The organism is Oceanidesulfovibrio marinus (assembly GCF_013085545.1).
Classification (GTDB): domain Bacteria; phylum Desulfobacterota; class Desulfovibrionia; order Desulfovibrionales; family Desulfovibrionaceae; genus Oceanidesulfovibrio; species Oceanidesulfovibrio marinus.
Genome location: NZ_CP039543.1, coordinates 4,399,301 through 4,419,927, shown reverse-complemented (window position 1 = coordinate 4,419,927; position 20,627 = coordinate 4,399,301). Strand labels below are relative to the sequence as shown.

18 protein-coding genes are annotated in these 20,627 nt (G+C 64.2%); 14 read left to right on the top strand and 4 right to left on the bottom strand.

Features of this window, described 5'->3' with window-relative positions:
• Positions 1 to 83 precede the first annotated feature (83 nt).
• From E8L03_RS19355 to mltG, 6 genes are all read left to right on the top strand, one after another.
• A complete protein-coding gene (locus E8L03_RS19355; RefSeq protein WP_171268246.1) occupies positions 84 to 3,728 on the top strand; it encodes an FAD-binding and (Fe-S)-binding domain-containing protein in 3,645 nt (1,214 codons plus the stop codon).
• Between the two features lie 10 nt (positions 3,729 to 3,738).
• Positions 3,739 to 4,491: an AzlC family ABC transporter permease gene (locus E8L03_RS19350; RefSeq protein WP_171268245.1), complete on the top strand. Its 753-nt coding sequence runs from the start codon at positions 3,739 to 3,741 to the stop codon at positions 4,489 to 4,491.
• Entirely contained in the window at positions 4,488 to 4,829 is a 342-nt protein-coding gene (locus tag E8L03_RS19345) for an AzlD domain-containing protein (protein ID WP_244963586.1), read from the top strand. The genes E8L03_RS19350 and E8L03_RS19345 overlap by 4 nt, the downstream gene beginning before the upstream one ends.
• A gap of 126 nt (positions 4,830 to 4,955) precedes the next feature.
• Positions 4,956 to 6,107 (top strand): pyridoxal-phosphate-dependent aminotransferase family protein, encoded by a 1,152-nt coding sequence (locus E8L03_RS19340; RefSeq protein WP_171268244.1) that lies wholly within the window; start codon positions 4,956 to 4,958, stop codon positions 6,105 to 6,107.
• A 9-nt stretch (positions 6,108 to 6,116) separates the two neighbouring features.
• A complete protein-coding gene (gene ruvX, locus E8L03_RS19335; RefSeq protein WP_244963585.1) occupies positions 6,117 to 6,596 on the top strand; it encodes a Holliday junction resolvase RuvX in 480 nt (159 codons plus the stop codon).
• Positions 6,597 to 6,604: 8 nt separating this feature from the next.
• On the top strand, positions 6,605 to 7,621 hold the full coding sequence (mltG, locus tag E8L03_RS19330; RefSeq protein ID WP_171268243.1) for an endolytic transglycosylase MltG: 1,017 nt from the start codon (positions 6,605 to 6,607) through the stop codon (positions 7,619 to 7,621).
• Between the two features lie 40 nt (positions 7,622 to 7,661).
• Here the strand turns inward: mltG and E8L03_RS19325 are convergent, their stop codons facing one another.
• The 3 genes from E8L03_RS19325 to E8L03_RS19315 all read right to left on the bottom strand — a co-directional run bounded on the left by E8L03_RS19325 (position 7,662) and on the right by E8L03_RS19315 (position 12,811).
• On the bottom strand, positions 7,662 to 10,604 hold the full coding sequence (locus E8L03_RS19325; RefSeq protein WP_171268242.1) for an ATP-binding protein: 2,943 nt from the start codon (positions 10,602 to 10,604) through the stop codon (positions 7,662 to 7,664).
• A gap of 99 nt (positions 10,605 to 10,703) precedes the next feature.
• Positions 10,704 to 11,918: an ABC transporter substrate-binding protein gene (locus tag E8L03_RS19320; protein ID WP_171268241.1), complete on the bottom strand. Its 1,215-nt coding sequence runs from the start codon at positions 11,916 to 11,918 to the stop codon at positions 10,704 to 10,706.
• Between the two features lie 95 nt (positions 11,919 to 12,013).
• Positions 12,014 to 12,811 carry an ABC transporter permease gene (locus E8L03_RS19315; RefSeq protein WP_144307147.1) on the bottom strand — a complete coding sequence of 266 codons (798 nt, stop codon included), beginning with the start codon at positions 12,809 to 12,811 and terminating at the stop codon, positions 12,014 to 12,016.
• 275 nt (positions 12,812 to 13,086) lie between these two features.
• Between E8L03_RS19315 and E8L03_RS19310 the strand changes: the two genes are divergently transcribed.
• Both E8L03_RS19310 and E8L03_RS19305 read left to right on the top strand, forming a co-directional pair.
• Positions 13,087 to 13,275 (top strand): hypothetical protein, encoded by a 189-nt coding sequence (locus tag E8L03_RS19310; RefSeq protein ID WP_144307146.1) that lies wholly within the window; start codon positions 13,087 to 13,089, stop codon positions 13,273 to 13,275.
• Between the two features lie 139 nt (positions 13,276 to 13,414).
• Positions 13,415 to 14,575, top strand: coding sequence for a tetratricopeptide repeat protein (locus E8L03_RS19305; RefSeq protein ID WP_171268240.1), 1,161 nt, complete (start codon positions 13,415 to 13,417; stop codon positions 14,573 to 14,575).
• Between the two features lie 66 nt (positions 14,576 to 14,641).
• Here E8L03_RS19305 and E8L03_RS19300 read toward each other — a convergent pair whose 3' ends face one another.
• Positions 14,642 to 14,872, bottom strand: coding sequence for a helix-turn-helix domain-containing protein (locus E8L03_RS19300; RefSeq protein ID WP_144307144.1), 231 nt, complete (start codon positions 14,870 to 14,872; stop codon positions 14,642 to 14,644).
• A gap of 137 nt (positions 14,873 to 15,009) precedes the next feature.
• Between E8L03_RS19300 and E8L03_RS19295 the strand changes: the two genes are divergently transcribed.
• The 6 genes from E8L03_RS19295 to E8L03_RS19270 all read left to right on the top strand — a co-directional run bounded on the left by E8L03_RS19295 (position 15,010) and on the right by E8L03_RS19270 (position 20,625).
• Positions 15,010 to 15,747, top strand: coding sequence for a S24 family peptidase (locus E8L03_RS19295; protein WP_144307143.1), 738 nt, complete (start codon positions 15,010 to 15,012; stop codon positions 15,745 to 15,747).
• A 511-nt stretch (positions 15,748 to 16,258) separates the two neighbouring features.
• Positions 16,259 to 16,477 (top strand): hypothetical protein, encoded by a 219-nt coding sequence (locus E8L03_RS19290; protein ID WP_171268239.1) that lies wholly within the window; start codon positions 16,259 to 16,261, stop codon positions 16,475 to 16,477.
• Between the two features lie 58 nt (positions 16,478 to 16,535).
• Entirely contained in the window at positions 16,536 to 16,772 is a 237-nt protein-coding gene (locus E8L03_RS19285) for a hypothetical protein (RefSeq protein ID WP_171268238.1), read from the top strand.
• 104 nt (positions 16,773 to 16,876) lie between these two features.
• Positions 16,877 to 17,275, top strand: a complete 399-nt coding sequence (locus E8L03_RS19280) for a hypothetical protein (protein WP_144307140.1) — start codon at positions 16,877 to 16,879, stop codon at positions 17,273 to 17,275.
• A 69-nt stretch (positions 17,276 to 17,344) separates the two neighbouring features.
• The gene (locus E8L03_RS19275; RefSeq protein WP_171268237.1) at positions 17,345 to 17,998 is read left to right on the top strand and encodes a histidine phosphatase family protein; all 654 of its coding nucleotides are present in this window, start codon (positions 17,345 to 17,347) and stop codon (positions 17,996 to 17,998) included.
• Between the two features lie 134 nt (positions 17,999 to 18,132).
• The gene (locus E8L03_RS19270) at positions 18,133 to 20,625 is read left to right on the top strand and encodes an MFS transporter (RefSeq protein ID WP_171268236.1); all 2,493 of its coding nucleotides are present in this window, start codon (positions 18,133 to 18,135) and stop codon (positions 20,623 to 20,625) included.
• Positions 20,626 to 20,627: the final 2 nt, after the last annotated feature.

Genomic DNA, 20,627 nt, shown 5'->3' with positions numbered 1-20,627 from the left:
CGCGCCTTGCAGTTCTTTGCGCTCCCACGTAATGTGGTACGTTTCCGCTAAACATTACAACTTTCGTCAGCAGGTTTTTTCCCATGCCACACAAGGGACCCCACATATCAATCTCGTCGGAACTGCTCGTCTCGCGCGTTCTGGGTCTTTCGCCCGCAGAGCTCGCCACGTGGCCCGAGTCGGTGCGCAACCTTGCCGCCGCCCTGGCCGAGGAGCTTTTCCTTGTCCGTTACAACCCATTCATCGACCCGAGCATCGTGATCGACTCCGTGCGCTCCCACTTCCGCCAGGAACGCGGCTCCCTGTCCCGCGAGTACACCAAGTTCCTGGACAAGGGCATCAAACGGTTCTGGCGCGAGTTCGAAGAAGACATGCGCTTCCGCAAGGAGGTCAAGCACCGCCTGGCCGAGGTTCTGGACCGCAACGCCATAGACGACAGGCCCGCCTCGCTGGTCCAGTCCTCCACGGACGCCACCGACCTGCGCATGGCCCTGCCCATGCTGGTGGTCACGCCCAAGGACACGGAGCAGATCCAGCACGTGGTCAAGCTGGCCAACGAGATGGACTTCGTCATCGTGCCCAGGGGCGGCGGCTCCGGCGCCACCGGCGGCTCCATTCCGGCGCACCAGCGCACCGTGATCCTCTCCCTTGCCCGGTGCAAGGATATCATCGAGATCGACGAGGAGAACAGGATTCTCTGCGCCCAGACCGGCGTCATCACCCTGCAGGCCATCCAGGCCGCGGCGCGCAAGAACCTTTTGCTCACCGTGGACCCGGCCTCCAAGGCGGCCTCGTCCCTGGGCGGCAACATCTCGGAGAACGCCGGCGGCCCCTTTGCCTTCGAGTACGGCACCACCCTGGACAACATCTACTCGTACACCATGGTCACCCCCACCGGGGAGATCATCGAGGTCAAGCGCAAGGACCACCCCCGCCACAAGATCATGCCCACGGAAAACGCCGTGTTCGAGGTCTTTGATGAAAAGGGGACCCTGCTGCGCACCATCAGCCTGCCCGGCGACCAGATTCGCGGACTGAACCTGGGCAAGGACGTGACCAACAAGTTCCTGGGCGGCCTGCCCGCCGTGCAGAAAGAGGGCGTGGACGGCATCATCACCAAGGGATGCTTCATCCTCTACCCCAAGCAGTCGCGCTCCCGCGTGCTCTGCCTGGAGTTCTACGGCCGCTCCATGCACAACGCCATGCTGGTCATCCGCGACATCGTGGCCCTGCGCGACGCCATCCGCCGCGAGGGCGACCTGGTGAAGATCTCCGCCCTGGAGGAGTTCGGCATCAAGTATGTGGAGGCCATCGATTACGAGAAGAAGTCCTCCCGCTACGAGGGCGACCCCATCAGCGTGCTGATCATCCAGCTGGACTCGGACAACGCCGAGGCCCTGGACCAGGCCGCCGCGAACATTGTGGACATCGTGGAGCCCTACGACCAGGTGGACGTCTTCACGGCCGACGACGAGCGCGAGGCCGAGATATTCTGGGAGGACCGCCACAAGCTCTCCGCCATCTCCAAGCGCACCTCGGGCTTCAAAATCAACGAGGACATTGTCATTCCGCTCGACGTCATCCCGCAGTTTGCGGACTTCATCGAGCAGCTCAACCTGGAGTACATGGCCCGGGCCTACCGCAAGGCGCTCCACGACGTCAGCCGCATCGAGGGCATTGCCCCGGACGACGACTTCATCCGCATGGAGCTGGAGTTCACCTCGCGCATCCAGGCCGGCAAGGTGGACGCCAAGGACCTGACCGACGCCGAGCTGGAGATTCAGGCCGGCTTCTTCTTCCTGGACCTGGCCTCGCGCTACCCGGACCTGGAGGAGCCCCTGCTGCGCATCCGCGACCACATGCACGCCACGCGCATCGTCATTGCCAACCACATGCATGCGGGCGACGGCAACTGCCACGTCAACCTGCCGGTGAACTCCAACGACGCCGAGATGCTGCACAACGCCGAAGAGGCTGCGGCGCGTGTGTTCGAAGAGGTCCTCTCCCTCAAGGGCGCGGTCTCCGGCGAGCACGGCATCGGCATTACCAAGATCGGCTTCCTCTCGGACGACAAGATCGCCGCGCTCAAGAAGTACAAGAAGGAAGTGGACCCCAACAACGTGCTGAACACCGGCAAGCTCACCCAGAAGAACCCGCCGGTGGCGCCGTTCACCTTCTCCTTCAACCGGCTCATCGAGGATATCCGCATGAGCGGCCTGCCGGACAAGGACAGGCTCATCTCGTTGCTACGCTCCATCCAGGTGTGCACCCGCTGCGGCAAGTGCAAGCAGGTGTGCCCCATGTTCTACCCGCAGCAGTCGCTCATCGCCCATCCGCGCAACAAGAACATCAGCCTGGGCTCGCTCATCGAGGCGGTCTACTACACCCAGGTGAGCAAGGGCGAGCCGGACGCCAAGCTGCTGGGCGAGCTCAAGGACCTCATGGAGCACTGCACCGGTTGCGGCAAGTGCACCTCGGTCTGCCCGGTCAAGATCGACACGCCCAAGGTCATTCTGGACATGCGCGCTTTCCTGGAGTCCAAGGGCGCAGGCGGCCACCCCATCAAGTCGCGCGTGCTGGAGTACCTGGCGCGCTCGCCCGGAGAGCGTGTGCCCAAGATGGCCCGCCGCGCCGCCGTGGCGCAGAACTTCGCCAACAGCACGGTGGGGCTGATCCCGGCGCGCTGGCGCAAGCATCTGGAGACCCCGCTGCTCCAGCCCGGCCCGCGTCTGGGGCTCAAGAACCTCGCTTCCGGCCTGCATCTGGAGCGCGGCTCGCTGTTCCTTCCCTCGCATCTGGCCGAGGCCCACGCGCGCTATACCCGCCGGGGCGCCAAGGAGGGCGAAGCGCCGCCCATCGAGTCGGTCTTCTACTTCCCGGGTTGCGGCGGCGGTCTCTTCTACCGCACCATCGGCCTGGCCACGGTGATGATGCTGTTGGAGCAGGGCCTGGGCGTGGTGGTCCCGCGCGACCACCTCTGCTGCGGCTATCCCCTGCTGGTCAACGGCAGCGAGGAGGCGTTCCACACCAACCAGGCGCGCAACCTCTACGCCATGAAGAAGCTGCTCACCGACGCAGCCACTGAAGGGCTCAACGTGCGCACCATACTGACCTCCTGCGGCTCCTGCCGCGACGGCCTGGCGCACTACGAGCTGGACCTCTTCCTGCGCGAAGAGCTCGCGCACATGGACGTGGCCCAGTTCCTGCTCAAACGACAGATTGCCACCGGCCGCACGCTGATGAACGGCGCCGCGCCCAACCAGCCGCTGCTGTACCACGCATCCTGCCACGCGGAGTGGTCCGGCGTGGCCGGCCCCAAAGCCTCGGAAGCATACCGCCAGGGCCTGGAGACCATCACGGGCCGTCCGGTGCAGCTCTCCCCCGGATGCTGCGGCGAGTCCGGCCTCGGCGCGGTCACTGCGCCCGACATCTACAACCGGGTGCGCACCCGCAAGAAAGGTCAGCTGGAAAACGACCTGGCCACCTATGCCGACGACCAGCCCATCGTGGTGGCCTGCCCCTCGTGCAAAATCGGCGTCAGCCGTTGCCTGATGTCGCTGAAGAACCACCAGCCCGTGTTGCACACCATGGAGTTCCTGGCCCAGGCCATTTACGGCCCCAAGTGGGAGAAGCGAATCCGCAAGGCGGCCGCCGCCTCCCACCCCAAGGAGTCCATCCGCTTCATCGATCTGGAGGAGATGCCCGGCAAGGTGGAGCAACCCGCATAGGCGCAGGACAATGGAAAACGAACCGACCGATGCGCCACTGGAACGCGGCGCATACGCCGCCCCGGCCCGTGACTCGATCTCATGGGCCGGGGCTTTCTCTCTGACCCTGCCCATCATCCTGGGCTATGTGCCCGTGGGCTTTGCCTACGGCGTGCTGGCGCGCGAGCACGGGCTCGACCCGGTGAACACCATCCTCATGTCGGTGATCGTCTTTGCCGGCTCGGCCCAGCTCATCGCCGTGGGCCTGCTCGGGGCCGGAGCCACCGCGTTCTCGGTCATCGCCACCACCTTCGTGGTCAACCTGCGCCACATGCTCATGTCCGCGGCGCTGGGGCCCAGGTTCACGCGCTGGCCCAAAGGGCGCATCGCGCTGTTCACCTTCCAGCTCACGGATGAGACCTTCGCCCTGCACGCCTCGCGGTTTGCGGGCAACCCGGCCGCGGCCGACGACATTCCCGGCATCACGCGCTGCAACATGCTCGCCCAGTTCTCCTGGGTGGCGGGCACGGTGCTCGGCGTGGTGGCCAGCGACCTCATCTCCAACACCGGCCGCGTGGGGCTGGACTTCGCCCTGCCCGCCATGTTCATCGCCCTGCTCGTGGCCCAGATTCGCGACCGCATGCACGTGGCCGTGGCCCTGCTCAGCGGCGGGTTGTCGCTCTTTTTCTTCGACGTCGGCCTGACCCGCTGGAACGTCATGGCCGCCACGGTGCTCGGCGCACTGGCCGGGCTCGTCCTCTCACAGCTTCGGAGGGAGGAATGATGACGCCGCCCAAACCGCTGGAGCTTTTCCTCATCCTCGTGGGCATGGCCGCCGTCACCTATCTGCCGCGGCTCATTCCGGCGCTGTTCTTCTCCTCGCGGCGGCTGCCCGTCGCGCTGGAGCGCTTTCTTTCCTACGTGCCTACGGCCGTGCTTGCCGCGCTGCTGGCTCCCAGCATCCTGGTGGCGGACGGCCGCGTGCAGCTCGATATTTCCGAAAACATCTTCCTCTGGGCCTCCATCCCCGCGTTCATCGTGGCCTGGCGGTTCAAGAGCTTCTTTGGCGCCGTGGTGGTGGGCATGGCCACGGTTGCCGTAGCCCGTTTGTTTATGGGATAGCATGCCCCTGGCAAGGTCAAATCGGGGGACCTTTGTGGAGTAAATTGTTTGTAGAAGGATATCGTAGCGGCTTTACCAGGAGCGCGGCCCGTGCCATAGTGCCGGCTCCGTAACAAGGATTTCAAGATGAATACGAATGATTTCACTGATCTGAAGCTCTTTATCACCGGTCCCACGTACATCCGCCCCGAGGTTCGCCAGGCCGGCTGCCTGCCGGAGTTCGGCCACCGGGACTCCGAAGCGGTCAAGCGGTTCGGCTCCATCTTCACGAACCTCGCCACCCTGGCCGGCCTGCCCGAGGACTCCGACTACAAGGTCGCGGTCATCAACGGCAGCGGCACCTGCGCCATGGAAACGGCCGTGCGCTCCCTGGCCGGGCCGGACGACACCGTCCTCTCCGTGTCCATCGGCGCCTTCGGCGACCTCTTCCACAAGCTCGCCGTGCTCAACGGCAAGCGCACGGAAGCGCTGCACTACGAACCCGGCCAGGCCATGGACCTTGCCAGCCTGGAGCGCGCCCTGGACGAGGTGAAGCCCTCCCTGGTGCTGCTGACCCACAACGAGACATCCACCGGCGTGACCAACGACGTGGCCGCGGCCGTTGCCCTGGTCCACTCGCGCGGCGCCCTGGCGGCCGTGGACGGCGTCTCCATCTTCGGCGGCGCCCCTCTCGACCTGCCCACCATGCAGCCGGACATCTACCTCACCGCCACGCAGAAGAGCCTGGGCCTGCCCGCCGGCTTCGGCCTCGCCTTTGCCGGCCCCAAGGCCGTGGCCAAGGCCGAAACCGTGCCGAACAAGGGCTGGATTACCGACCTCACGGCGCACCTGGGCCGCGCGGCCAAGCTGCAGACCCTGACCACGCCCAACACCTCCCTGGCGAACCAGATGGCCGTCCAGTTGGACTACATCATCAACGAAGAGGGCATGGAGAAGCGCTTTGCCCGGCACATCGCCATGCGCGACCGCGTGCACGAGTTCGTTAACAACCTCGATGGCTTCGAGCTCTTTGCGCCCGAGGGCTACCGCTCACCCACGGTGACCTGCGTGCAGGTTCCTGAGCCGCTGAAGACCGTGCAGCTCAAGGCCATCAAGGAGACCATGCGCGACAAGGGCTACCTCTTCGACCCCGGCTATGGAAAGCTGAACACCGCCATGGAAGGCGCCGGCAAGCAGCCCGTGTTCCGCATCGGCCACATGGGCGACACCTCCATGGCCATGGTCGACGCGTTCCTGGCTACGCTGGGCCCGGTGCTCAAGGAAGCCAGCGCCGGCTAGCAGTCCGGCGTGAACACGGACGATAGCATGAAGTATCTGGCCGTGGATTACGGAGAAAAACGGGTGGGCCTGGCAGTGAGCGACCCCGCCGGCACGCTGGCCTTTCCCCTGAAGACATTGCATAATCAGGGGAAGAAGGCGCTGGCGGACGAGCTTGTCCAAATCATGGACGAGCACGGCGTGGACGCCCTCGTCCTGGGCCTGCCCGTACCTGGACAAGGCCTTTCCACGCAGCAGGCGCTGGATGACATGGCCCAGGCGCCGCTGGAATCGACTCTGGTCATGCGGCAGATCAAGAACCTCGCCGCCAGTCTGGCGCGGCGTACGGACCGGCCCGTGCTCTTCGAGGACGAGACGCTGAGCTCCTTTGAAGCCGAGGAGGCCCTGCGCGAGCGCGGCCTTTCCGGCCAGAAGCTCGCCGACGTCCTGGACCAGCAAGCCGCGGTCCGCATTCTGGAGACGTACCTCGCCCGCAGCGGGGACCACTGAACAATCCCATGCGCAAGCTCATCCTCGCCCTCGTGGCCATCTGCTTCCTGGCTGTCGTCGCCATTTCCGGGTTCGTGCTCTACCAGGCGCACCACTTCCTGAATACGCCGCCGGAGTTGCCCGGCCGGGACGTCACCGTGACCATCGAGCAAGGCGCCACCTTCGACGCCGTGGCCACCATGCTGGCCGAAAAGGGCCTCGTCACCAACGCCCACTACTTCGCCTTGCTCGGCAAGTGGAAGGAGGCCGCGGCCTCCATCCAGGCCGGCGAGTTCGAGATGAACACCAGCTGGAAGCCGTCCAAGATTCTGGACACCCTGCTGCACGGTAAGCCCATCCTGTACAAGCTCTCCATCCCCGAAGGGTTGACCTGGTGGCAGACCGCGCAGGCCATCCAGGACGCCGGGTACGCCAACGCCACGAAGATCGACGAGCTCGTGCACGACCCGGACCTGCTCGCCCAGTACAACATCCCCTTTGATTCGGCCGAAGGCTTCCTCTTTCCGGACACCTACCTGCTGACGCGCAAGGAAACCGAAAATCCGCACTTCATCGTGGAGCTGCTGCTCAAGACATTCTGGAAGAACGCCGACAAGGTCTGGCCCGACGGCACGCCCGATGCCGACACCCTCAAGCGCATCGTCATCCTGGCGTCCGTGGTGGAGAAGGAGACCGGCGCGCCCGAGGAACGCGGCACCATCGCCGGCGTCTACGATACGCGCCTCAAACGCAACATGCTGCTGCAGGCCGACCCCACCGTGATCTACGGCCTGGGCAAAGAGTTTGACGGCAACCTCACCCGCAAGCACCTCGACGACCCCAAGAACCCGTACAACACCTACCGCCACGCCGGCCTGCCGCCAGGGCCCATCTGCTCCCCCGGCCTCGACGCCCTCATGGCCGCAGCCCACCCCGAAGCGCACGACTACCTCTTCTTCGTGGCCAAGGGCAACGGCACCCACCAGTTCTCCAAGACCCTGCGCCAGCACATCAACGCCGTGCGCAAGTATCAACTGAAAAAGTAAACGTCTTCTCCGAGGGCTCTGCCCTCGGGCACCCCGCCAATTACTCGTCAGCCGATGATTCGTCTGCGGCGATGCGTTGTTCGAGGCGGGCCAGGGCGGCGGCCATGGCCTCGATGTGGGTGGGCAGCGCGTCGCTGTTGTCTCGGGCGGCGAGCTCCACCTGCCGGGCGGCGTCGCGGCACTCCAGGGCGCCCATGGTGGCGGCGGTGGACTTGGCCGTATGGGCGGAGAGAGTCACGGCGGCGATATCGCCGGCCTCGTACTCGGTGCCGAGCCGGTCGAAGAGCATGCGCACCTCGCGCACCGAGTTTTCGAAGATGGGTTGGAAGAGCTCGGGCGTGATGCCCAGGGTGCGGATAGCGCCCTTCGTGTCCAGCACGGGCGGCGCGCTCTCGTCGTCGTCAACGCAGTGCTCGGCGGGGGGCTCCGCGGCCGGAGGCCGGGGTGGGGCGGTCTCGCGTGTCAGGGCCGAGGCCGTCACGGCGCCGCCTTCGGGCAGGGCTTCGGCGCCGGCCCGCAGGTCCGGCAGAACGGCCCGTTGGATAGCAGCGGAGAGGTCGGCGAAGTTGACCGGTTTGGCCACAAAGTCGTTCATGCCGATCTCCAGACAGCGCTCTTTCACGTCGATCAGAGCATGGGCTGTCATGGCGATAATGGGCACGCTGGGGTTGGGTCCTGCGTCCAGCGCCGGGTTGTTCATGGTGGCGCTGCGTATTGTGCGGGTGGCCTCGAAGCCGTCCATGACCGGCATCTCCAGATCCATGAGCACAACATCGAACGCCTTCTCCGGCATGGTGCTCATGATCTCCAGGGCGTGCTCGCCGTTGTTCGCCACAATGATGTTGTGACCCATGCGCTTGAGGTGCAGCTCTGCCACGCGGACGTTGAGCGGGTTGTCCTCCACGAGCAGGATATTCAACGCACCGCGGCGTTCACTCCACTCGGCCAGCAGAGTTTCCTCTTTCTGCACGGCTTCGGGGTCGCCTTTGCCGAAGCAGGCGGTGAAGGTGAATATGCTGCCGTCGCCCTCCTCGCTCTCCAGGGTGATCTCACCGCCCATCATGTGCACGAGCTTTCTGGAAATGGCCAGGCCGAGGCCGGTGCCGCCGTACTTGCGCGAGGTGACGGAGCCCTGGGCCTGGGTGAAGCTGTTGAATATCTCCTGCTGCTTCTGCGCGGGCACGCCGATGCCGGTATCCTGCACCGAGAAGGCGAAGCAGAGGGGCGGCTCGTTGCCGACAGTGTCCACGCTATCCGCGGTCTCCGGGGGGGCCACTGTATCCGCGCTATCCGTGCTGCCCGTGCTATTCGGGGCAGCGATTTCCTCTGGTACGAGGAAGCGGACGCGCATGACCACCCGGCCCGATTCCGTAAATTTGATGGCGTTGCCCACGAGGTTGAGCAGCACCTGCCGCAGCCGGGCCGGATCGCCGTGCAGGTAGCGCGGCGCGTTGGCGTCCATGGAGCGGTAGAGCTCCAGCCCTTTCTTGCGCGCCTGGTAGGCCATGGACTTGGCGATGGAGCCCATGAGGTGCTCCAGGTCGAAGTCCACGGGCTCCAGCTCCAGCCGGCCGGCCTCGATCTTGGAGAGGTCGAGGATGTCGTTGATGACGGTGAGCAGATGGAAGGCCGAGTCCTTGACCGTCTGCATGAACTCCCACTGCTTGGGACTGAGCCCGGAGGCCATGGCAAGGTCGGTCATGCCCAGGATGGCGTTCATGGGCGTGCGGATCTCGTGGCTCATGGCGGCCAGGAACTCGCTCTTGGCGCGATTCTGCGCCTCGGCCTGAATCTTTTCGCGCTCCAGAACCCCGGCACGGCGGCGCTCCGTCACGTCCACCAGGGAGCCCTCCATGAACAGCGCCTCGCCATCCAGGCCGGGCACCAGGCGCACGGTCTCCGCCACCCAGATAACCTCGCCGTTGCGGCGGCGCAGCTGCTGCTCGAAGTCCTGGACATAGCCGTGCTCCTTGAGCCGCCTGCGCAGCTCCAGACGGCTGGCCGCATCGATGAAGAATATGGACTCCAGCGAGCGGACCTCGTGCATCAGCTCCTGCTGGGACTCGTAGCCCAGAATGCGGGCCAGGGCCGGGTTGGCGCCCAGGATGCGGCCGTCCATGGTGGTGCGGAAGAGCCCCTCCACCGCGTTCTCGAACAGGGAGCGGTACTTGGCCTCCGAGGCCATGAGCGAGTCCCGCTTGGCCTCCAGCTCCACGGACATGCCGTTGAACGCCGCAGCCATGTCGCCGATCTCGTCGTTGGGCAGCGAGGTGACCTGCAGCCCAATGAGCCCTTCGCGAACGCGGTTCATGGCGTTTCGAAGCATCTCCACCGGCCGGATAACGAGCCCGGAGAGCAGCACGTTGAGCAGCAGGGCCATGCTGAGAACCATAGCGACCAGGGTGAGGCCGAGCAGGATGAGCCCGGTGCGGCTGTTCGCGAGAATGTCGCTCAGATCGTAGAATATTTCGATGTGGCCCTGCGTGGCGTCCATGGAACGGATCGTATACAGGAAGCGGCCGGCGCTGGCGCCGAGGAACTCCGTGCGTTGCAGCGCAGAGCCCGCGGCGAGCTCGTGGAGGTCATTGGCTGTCAGCGAGGTTTCCCTGAGCAGAAACGCCTCGCCCTGGCTGATTCGCTGGCTCCCTCCGGCCCTGAGCTGCGCCTCCCCGGCCGGACCGAGCACCTCCATCTTCAGGTTCCCGTCCTTGTCGTAGGCCCGCACGCCAAGCACGTGCTTCAGTGCAGCCATCTCCTCCAGGCTGGCGCGCAAGGCCACATCCTGGCCGGAGTACAGGTCGAAGGCGATCTCCACGCGCTTTTGCATCGAGACCGTAGCCAGCACCTGCTCCACGCCGTCCAGCGCCGTCTGGTAGTAGAGAGAGTCCAGATAGTAGAACAGCGCGCCGAACAGCAGCGAAACGCCGAGGCAGACCGCGACCATCGCGCAGTTGAACTTGAAACGCAGGCGCCGTTTCAGCATGGCGGCTCCGTGTTCTCGGAGGGAACGAGGGGTGCGGCGGTCCGGGAGTCCCCCCGGCTCGAAGCACAGGCCCGTGCAATGTCCGCAGTGCGCGGACTGCTACTTCGCGCTCTTCTGCTCTCGGGCATCCTGGGGCATACCCTCCTCTGGGCTATGGGCGTCGTCCTGCGGCAACACGCTCTCGACGAGCTGTGGAACGCCGTCCACGATACGCTTGATAACCACCTGCTTCTGCGGATCGCCACGTCTGGTCATGTCCACCTGGCCGGTCACGCCGAAGAACTCCCGCGTCTCGGCCAGGGCCTTCTGCATGATCACCGGGTCCGCCGTTCCTGCGCGTTCGATGGCGTTCGCGGCGAGCAGCAGCGCGTCGAAGCTCAAGGCCGCCGTCGTGGCCGTCGTGCCGCAATACTGTTTGAACACGGAGGCCAGCGGACCATCCAGCGCCGAATCCCAATGGGTCGTGTAGTAGCCGCTGCCTATGACGTTGCCGCCCTTTTTCAGGAAGCTCTCGGTGTCCCAGCCGTCCCCGCCCATGTACACGGCGTCCATCCCCATCTCCTGCAGCCGGGTCACGATGAAGGCGCTTTCGTCATGACCAGCCACCACGACCAGATCGGGCCCGGCCTCCTGCACCCTGCCCAGCTCCGCCTCCGTGATGTGGGTCGGCTCCTTGTACTCCATTTCGAGCACCACCTGGCCACCTAATTTTTCGAACCCGCGGATGAAGCTCTGGGAGAGGTACATAGAATACTCGTCGCCGGTGATGCGCAGCACGGCGGCGCGGCCGAGGTGCAATCCGTTGCGCGCAAACGAGGCCAGCACCCGGCCCTGCGAGCTGTCCGTAAAGCAGATCCGGAAGATGTAGTCGCCCACCAGGGTCAGGTTGGGGTTGGTGGACATGCAGGAGATCATGGGCACACCGTAGGACTGCGCCACACGCGCGGCAGGAATGGAAAGCATGCTCCACCCGGCTCCCAGCAACACGGCGGCGCCATCTTCCACGGCGGTTTCCGCTGCGTCCCGGGCTCCCTGCTCGGTACTTTCCGAGTCATAGACCTTCAGCACAAGCGGCCTGCCCAGAACCCCACCGTGCTCGTTCAGATACCGCACCGCGCACTCCGCACCGACTATCTCGCCCTCCATGGAGTCCGACGCCCTGCCGGATTGCGCCCAGATACCGGCGAAAAGGATGGGGTCCCCCGAAGGGGCCGCCTGCTCGTGCGCGTCGGCGCGCACCCCCAGACCATCGAAGCCAACTATCAACGCCGCCAGGAGTATTGAAGCGAAGTATTTCCAGATTCCAGCCGCCATCCGTAAAAATCCTGTTTCTGGTGGAGTGTTCTCGTTCAGTATGTCTGTATAACTTTTTTCTGAAGAATCACACATGTCAACAGAGTTCACGCCTATCATTCCGGCCGGCCATGCGCCAGCAGCAGCTCACCGGCGGCGCCGAAGCTCCGACGCCGGACCCAGAGCACCACGCCCAGCGTGCCTAGGGCGCACGAGGCCGCAAGCATCAGCATGACAACAATCTGATAGCGGACCGCCGCCATGGGATCGGCCCCGGCCAGAATCTGGCCGGTCATCATCCCTGGCAAAAACACCAGCCCCACGGCCATCATGGAGTTGATCGAAGGGATCATGCCGGCGCGCATGGCCTGCCGCACGATGTCGCGGCTCGCTTCCTCCGGAGTCGCACCCAGGGAAAGCATCATCTCCACCTCGCCCCGGCGTCTGGACAGATCGCTCAACAGCCGCTCCAGGGCAATGGCGATGGCCGACATGGAATTGCCGATGACCATGCCTGCCAAAGGAATAAAGTACTGCGGCCGCCACCAGGGCTCTGCCCGGACAACCACCGCCGTCACCAGATACGCCACCAGAAAAAACGAGACAAACATGCTCACCGACAACGGGATGAGGAAGGGTATCCGCCGCTCCTTGACCCGCCCGTGCACCACCTGGGCCGCGGCCGCAGTCATCACCACGAACACGCCGATGGTGACCCAGGCGATATCCATCCGAAAGATGAACTGGAGCACGTAGCCCATGAGCAGCAGCTGGGCAAACGTGCGCACGGTACCAATGGCCAGATCGCGCACCAGCCCCAGGCTCCAGATCAGCGAGGCGCCCTGCGCCGCCAGCACAAACACCAGTCCGACAGCGAGCTGCCACGGCCCTATGTCCACAGCCTGTCCCGTCATCCACCACCTCCCGTACTCTTTCCCCCGGATACCATGCACAACGGCCTTGACGCTATCGCAAAAAAAATATTTGTGGGACGCCCTGATCGGTCCAGGGGGCTAAGCCCCCTGGCGGGTGCCCGAGAACAGAGCTTTCGGCAAAGTCCACGGCGTCCCGATAGGTGTAACTATTTACACGACAATGCTTGTCAGCTGACATGCTCTGTGCTTATCTGCCGGGACACACGAATCTGTGGCGGGCAGGACGCCCGCCGCCATGGAGGAGAACCGTTTCAATGCCCAACCCTATTCGCACTTCCGCACTCGGCCGGCGCGTCGCCCGCATGCGCCGCGACACCATCTGGTACACTGCCAAAGGATTTTACGACGACACTGACGATCCCCTGGTCTGCCCCTCCAGCAAAGACGTGGAACGCATGGAGAAACGCCGCGAAGACGAGGCGGAGAAGCCCCCGAAGTCCTGACCGGATCGCCACACAAAGACCGGCGCCCTTCCCGACCAAACAGGTGCGCCGGCACACGGAAGTATCAGGCACTTGACGTAACCGCACGGCACGATTAGGTGTTTCTGGACCTGTTGACACCGTACACCGCGAGGCAGCCATGCGTTACGTGAAGATCGCCTGTCAGGTCTTCCTTCTGCTCTTCCTGGTCTCTTCCTTTCTTGGGGAAGGCTTGCCCGCGGCTTCTGACATCGATCCGCGCATCTTTGCGCCGCCTGTGCAGGAGCGTGTCCAGATGGCGCCCTTCACCGTGCGCAGCGAGGATGTGGACTACACCATAACCCCGCTCTACTCCTACGATCTGCACGGCCTTGTGGTGTCCTGCCACGATTCGGACGGCCTTTTCGACTACTACCACAAGCTCTGGGGCGACACCCTGAACGTGAAGGACCTGTGCGTGCTCTGGGGCAGCAACGTGCAGTCCGATATCTACACGAAGCTCAACTACTCCAGCGGCTCGTACACCTGCTACGTCTCCACCCCGAACTCGGATATCTGGCGACGCTTCGACACGTCCGAGCTTTCCAACAACCATCTGCTCACCGACGATCCGGCCATTGCCGCGGCCCTGCGCGACACCGCCGTGGGCGACCAGGTGCGCATTCGCGGCTACCTGTCCCAGTACAGCCACGGCCAGGGGTTCGAGCGCGGCACCAGCATATCCCGCACGGACACGGGCAACGGCGCCTGCGAGACCATCTTCATCACGGGGTACGACGTGCTCTCCCGCTACGGCGTTCCTTGGCGCGCGATCCGTTCCGTGTCTTCCCTCGGATTCGCCGCCACCTTCCTTATTCTGGCGGGCTGGTTTGTGTATGGCTTATTCCGGCCGGAATCTCTGGCTGATGTGGACAAATTTGTGGAACGGGCCGCCAAGCGGGCGGAAAAGGGAGATATGCGTGGTGCGCTGGCCCTGCTGAACAAGGCCGTTGACCGAAACCCCGACCGCAGCGATATCTTCACGGCCCGAGCCGCCGTGCACAGCGCGCTTGGCGACTATCACGCAGCGGACATGGACACCGCCAGGGCGACTGCCCTGGACGAGCCGCAACCGTTGACGCAGCGGCCGTCCCCCATGCGGCACGATCCCTCGGCCGCGCAACCCCCATCCATTGATGACGAGCCGTCCCAATCCTGGGGTCCGGCCGCCCCGCCACCACCGCCCCGGCGCCATACTGCACAACGACCCGCGCAAAAAGCACCGCGCCAGGCCGATCAGGCAGGCTTTCGCCCTCCCTGGCTGGACGGCGACGAGAGCTGACCCCGCTCCCCGTCGCAAATCCCCTCACAGAAGGTCGGACGAACTCTTTCCATCCGGCGCGCCGCGTCAGGCATATGCCTTCCTGCCCCCGCGAGTAGCGCAGTCCGAGTCGCAGCGCTCCGCCTCGGCGCGTTGCGCGGCCAACCACGCCTCAATATCCCGCGGCATCACGCGCCATACACCATCAAGCTTGAACGCCGGGAAATCCCGCTCGCGTATCCATTTATACACGGTCTTCTTGGAACAGCCCATTTCCTGGGCCATGTTCTCCAAACCGGCTATGACGATCTTGCTCATCACGACTCCTTGCAGGCAATGGAAGGTATCGCGCCCGTTGACGTGGGCTCACAATTTTTGTATCGAAAAAGAGAAAGCTGTGTCAACACGTCTCCAATAAGAAACACAATGCTTGACCGCCAACAATCGAGGATTCCATGAAAATGTACGACAAGGTTATTTCGTGGCTGAACCGGGAAGCGGAATCCGCCGGCAGTCCGGCCCGGCTTGCCGAGCAGCTGGGTGCGGCCAGGTCCACGTTCTACAAGGCCCTGCGCGGGGATTCACGCCCGGCCGAAGCCATCTTCGACTGGATGGAGCAGCTCGGCGCGACCATCCACCTGCCTGACGAGGCGGGCGACGACACCATCCGCGAGGTCTGCTTTGTGGAGGCGGAGAGGGTCAACGCGAAGGAGGCCCCGCCGCCGGACAGCGAGCGTTACATGGCCGTCCCCCTGGTGGGCCAGGCCGGCGCCGGTCCGGGCATGATGGGGCCGGCCGAGATCTATAGCTGGATTCTCGTCTACCGCTACCACCGCTCCGTGCTTAACCGCTCCAACCTCCTGGCTGTGGAGGTGGGCGAGAACCAGCGTTCCATGGCGCCCACCCTCAACCCGCTGGACATCATCCTTCTGGACCGCAACGACATCTACGCGGAACCGGCCCCGCCCGGGAACATCTTCCTGGTTCAGGAGCCCGGCCCGGACTACGCCAAGTCGGTCAAACGCGTCGTCTTCGAGCGCAAGAAACACGGCCTGAACATTGTCTTCTACTCGGACAACGCTGTGGAGTATCCGCCCCGCACCTTTGACTTCGAGGCCGAGTACGGCGGCGATATCACCAAGGCCCTCATCGGCCGCGTGGTCTGGGCCTGGTCGGACATGACACGCAAGTAATAGCTTGGAATAAATCTTATTCGCTGTCCTAAAAGAAAAAGCCCCCACGACCGGACCACCCGGCCGCAGAGGCTTTTCCCCAAGGATGCACCAGTTCTGATCGACACGCCGTGTCTTCTCTTTAGGGTGGCCTCCGCATTTTTTAAATGCGCCATCCTATTCTTCAGTCATATCTGCGTTCCGATAGCTCTTTCCCAGAAATATACATCCTGCATCCACTGCCTGCCTGTCCCGTGGATCGCTCGGCATCAGGGGCCGCCAGGTTCGGCAGACGTTTGCCCTTCCGGTTTCGGGAGCCCTGTTTCCTCCTGAAAAACAGCCGCCCGTTAGTTTAGCATTGTTCCTGGAATCGGTTGGAAAACAAAAAAAGGCAAATATTTTCCAAAATTTGCCCATAGAGCGCAAGCATCTGAAATATAAGTGTTTCAGTTGACATAAGTTGTATAGATAAAATATATAGGTTTTACTTTTACAATACTTCGCATCAGCGAAAAGACATTGAGGGGGCCTCATGAATGCGATCGTTTTGGAGCTTTACGAACTGTCTGACGCCATGGCCTTTATGGAAGGGTGCACTGAAGGCCAGATGCAATATGAACCGCGGTATTCCACCGGAAATTCATACATTCTCGGCCTGCTGGGACGTCGAGTCGCCGAGTTGGCCGCGCTCCTGGAACAGGAATCGAATGAACACACCGCCGCCGGACAGGGTGCGAAACACCGTCCCTGAATCCTGCATCGCATATGAGATGTTATGTGCAAATGTGTCTCATAATAGAGACAGGATCATGCAACCGTTGAGGCCATCCCGACTCCGCCTCGATTCTCTCGAAGGATTCGTGGAGCGGCGCATCGGCAATGCAGCAAGCGCCCGGTGGGTTGAGGCGCAATCAGTGCCGGAATGTGAGCTCGACGAGGGCGAGAGGGATGACCCGCTGGCGCGTCTGGCCAGGACGCTGCCGCTCTGCCGGGAGCGCGACCATTTCCCGGCGCCGCAGCGCGGACGATGGGACGATATTGAATAACTCAGGGATGATGTTTGCCACGTGGCACAAAAAGCAAACACGGCGAGTACAGCTCGTCTGCAACCCGGCTGCGAAAGCGGCGACCGGATCTTCAGGAGATTTTCATGAATGATTTGCCTGTGAAGAAAGTTTGCGCACAGTGCGGCGAGCCCTTTTACATCATGCCATCGCGCGCTTCCAAAACGCCGGGCACCGGGACGCTGTGCCGGCACTGCCGTATGGCGGCTCTGGACGCGGCAACACCCACCGGACCGGCCCAGACCCGATACCCCCGGCCTGCTTCCGACCGCGCGGCCGGTCCGGCTCGTGGCGGGCCTCGCCTCTATCCCTGCCGGATTTGCGGCGCCATGAGCGTAAACCGCTTCTACTGCCCGGAGCACCACCAGCAGATCTCCATGGAAAACAGTCCCTTTGCCGAGGACTTCAGCTTCGGCAGCGAGGAAGGCGTGGCCGCCCGCGCCGCGTTCATGGAGCGCGCAGAGCCTGACAAGCCCGAGGCCTAACCTTGGTGGGGCAACCGCAGCGTGTTATATATGGTGTGTGTTGCCAACCTGCCGCCACAGGGGGAGCCCATGCCACCGAATCCTTTGCATCAGCAGCCAGCCGTCGCCTGTGCCCAGGCGCAGGTGACGAAACGGTCAGCCCCGGCCCGCACCGCTGCGTGTATTCTCGCGCTCGCGTTCCTGGTCCTCACCATTTTTCCCGTGCAAGCCGGAGCGCAGAAGGCCACGCCGGTCGAGCTCTGGCAGGCCCTGGCCGACGGCGGCTGCAACGTGCTGATGCGCCACGCCCAGGCTCCGGGCGTGGGCGATCCAGACAACTTCACCCTGGGCGACTGCTCCACCCAGCGCCTGCTCTCGGCAGAGGGCCGGCAGCAGGCCGCCCGCATTGGCGAAGCCTTCCGCCAGCGCGAGATCCCCATCGGCCGCATCTGCGCCAGCCAGTGGTGCCGCACCATGGAGACGGCCGCGCTGCTCGATCTGGGCCCAGTGGAGCCCCTGCCCGTGCTCAACTCCTTTGACACCCCGGAGACGGCCGAAAGCCAGACACAGGCGCTGGCGGACGTGGTGAGCACCCCGCCCGAGCGCGGCAACACCCTCTTTGTCACGCACCAGGCCAACATCCAGGCGCTTACCGGCGTTGCGCTGCAGGAGGGCGAGGTCCTTGTGCTCGCGCCCCGCGACGGCGGGTTCGCCATCCTTGGCGCCATGCCGCCAGCGCCGTAGCCGTTCCGGCCAGCCAGGCCGGGCTCGTCTCCCTCGATCCCACACGATGCCGCGATGTTGCGCCCGCTCCAGCGCGCATATTCTCTTGACATGGGAAGGACATACTCTACGATGCCGCTGCAAAGAGTCCGACCATGCGACAATCCCCCTTCCTCCTGCGGCTGGAGCTCCTGATTGGCTCGCTCGCCATCCTGATCCTGGCGCAGGCGTTCAACGGCGGCCTTTCCCTGGCCTCGCTGGACACTCTCTACACCCGTTCCATCGTCTCCGGTGCCCGCGTGGTGGGCAACGATCTCGTGCTCAAGCTGGAAGGCGCGGTGCGCTTCGGCAAGTCCATCGAGTCCTTCTATGGCATGCCCAAGGTGCTGGCTGGAGTTCACAAGGACATGCCCGAGCTTTCCGGCGTGTACGTCGCAATGCCGGACGGCGCCGTAGTCCACAGCCTGAACCCGGACCAGACCGGAACCACGCTGGCCGACCTTGCCGGCACGGACGCGGCCCACGCATTCAACGAGACCACCTCGGACGAGCCCGTGGTTCTCGCCCACGCGTCCCGGCACATCGTGCTCTTTCCCATCCGCGGACCGGACAAGAGCCTGGCCGGCATGCTGGCCCTGGCCTTTCCCGACGCAGTGGTGGACCAGCGCATCGAGCAAGGGCTGGTCACCAACCTGCGCATGCTCGCCATCTCCACTGGAGCAGCCGCATTGCTCCTGGCCCTCGGCCTGTTCAGCTTCCTGCGTATCCGGCCGGACGGCTCCTTTTCCAGGGTCCGGCTCTACGTTGTCCTGCTCGTGGCCCTGGGCGGCGCACAAATTTTCTATTCCGCCAGCAACATTACCTTTTTCCGTGAGCAATACTTAGATATCTCCCACACCGCGGCCAAAAAGCTCACCGCCCTGGTGGAGCGAGACATCGAGGGCCTGCTGGACAAGGGCGTCGCCATCGACAAGCTGCGGCGCATCGAGACCTCCCTGTCGCACATTGTCCACGCCACGCCCGAGGTCCGGGACATCGCCGTGCTTGGCATCGACAGCCGGGTGCTCAACCTGGCTGACGGCGACGGCGCAGTGACCGATCCGCAACGCCTGGCCGCGGCCACACAGGTGGAACGCGGCTACGCCGTCACCCTGCCTCTGGAGCGCCAGGACAAGGGTGGCGAGGTCTCCGAGGGCTTCATCCAGGTGCGCCTGTCCAAGGCGGCCATTGCCGCCGCCATCCGCGAGATCATCCTGGACGCCGCCACCGTGGCGGTCATCGCCATCCTCTTTCTGGTGGAGATGTCTATCCTCTTCATGATCTACGCGCACAAGGCCGCGGCGCGGCGGCCGGCGGCAAGCAACGCCTCGGAAGCGACCGGCGGCCCCAGCTTGTACGGCGTGATCCGGCCCGTGGCCTTCCTCTTCCTCTTCGCCATCGACATGAGCCTGTCCTTCATCCCCCTGCGCATGGAGGAGCTCTACGCGCCCATGCTCGGTCTCTCCAAGGACATCATCCTGGGCCTGCCGATCTCCGTGGAGATGGGCGCGGCCGGCCTTGTGGTGGCCCTGTCGGGCCCGTGGATCGACAAGCGCGGCTGGCTGGAACCCTTTGTGACCGGGCTTGTGCTCTGCGCCGTGGGCTACTTCTTCTCCGGCGCAGCCGGCACGGCCGTGCAGTTCATTGCGGCGCGCGGCTTTGTGGGCCTGGGCTACGGCCTCGGGCTCATGGCCACCCAGGGATTTGTCATCGCCAACACCGGACCGGAGGAAAAGGCCCGCGGCATCACCCACATGTTCGCCGGGGTCTACGCCGGCAGCCTGTGCGGCGGCGCGGCCGGAGCCATGCTGGCCCAACGCCTGGGATACGGTCCGGTGTTCTACGTGGCCTCGGCCATCCTTGTGCTCGTGGTCCTTTGCGCCGTGCTCTTCCTGCGCGGCTCGGCCCGCTCCAAAGCGCCGGCGAATCAGCCACAACCGGCCCCGGCCCAGCCTGAGCGCTTGCCGAATCATCAGGATCGGCCAGCCCTGTCCCTGCGCGGGCTGCTGCGCTTCATGACCAACCGCGACGTCTTTGCCCTGGCCATGCTCAGCATCTTGCCCTCGGCCCTGGTGCTCATCGGCTTCCTCAACTACCTCCTGCCCATCTACCTCAAGCGCACCGGCGCGACCCAGTCAGACATCGGCCGCATCCTGATGATCTACGGCGTCTGCCTCATCTACGTGGCCCCGTTCATCGGCCGGCTTGTGGACGAGTCCAACAGGAAGCGGCTCTACATCACGCTGTCCGGCATCATCGGCGCGGCCGGCATGCTGGTCTACTATGTCTGGGGGGGCCTGCCGGCAGCAGCCGCGGCCGTGCTTCTGCTCGGCGTTTCGGCCAGCTTCGGCTTTGCCTCGCAAAACGCCTACGCGCTGAACCTGCGCATCACGCGCGAGCTGGGCGAGTCCACGGCCATCGGCCTGACCAACGCCGTGGAGCGACTGGGCCAGGTGCTGGGGCCGCTCATGTTCGGCTGGGTCATTGCCGTAGCCGGCCTGCAGCACGGAGTCACCTTCACCGGCGTCGGCTACCTCGCGCTCACCATCCTGTTCATCGTGATCGCCCGCGAGACCCGCACCATGAGCCGCGTCTCGGCATCGGAGTAAGG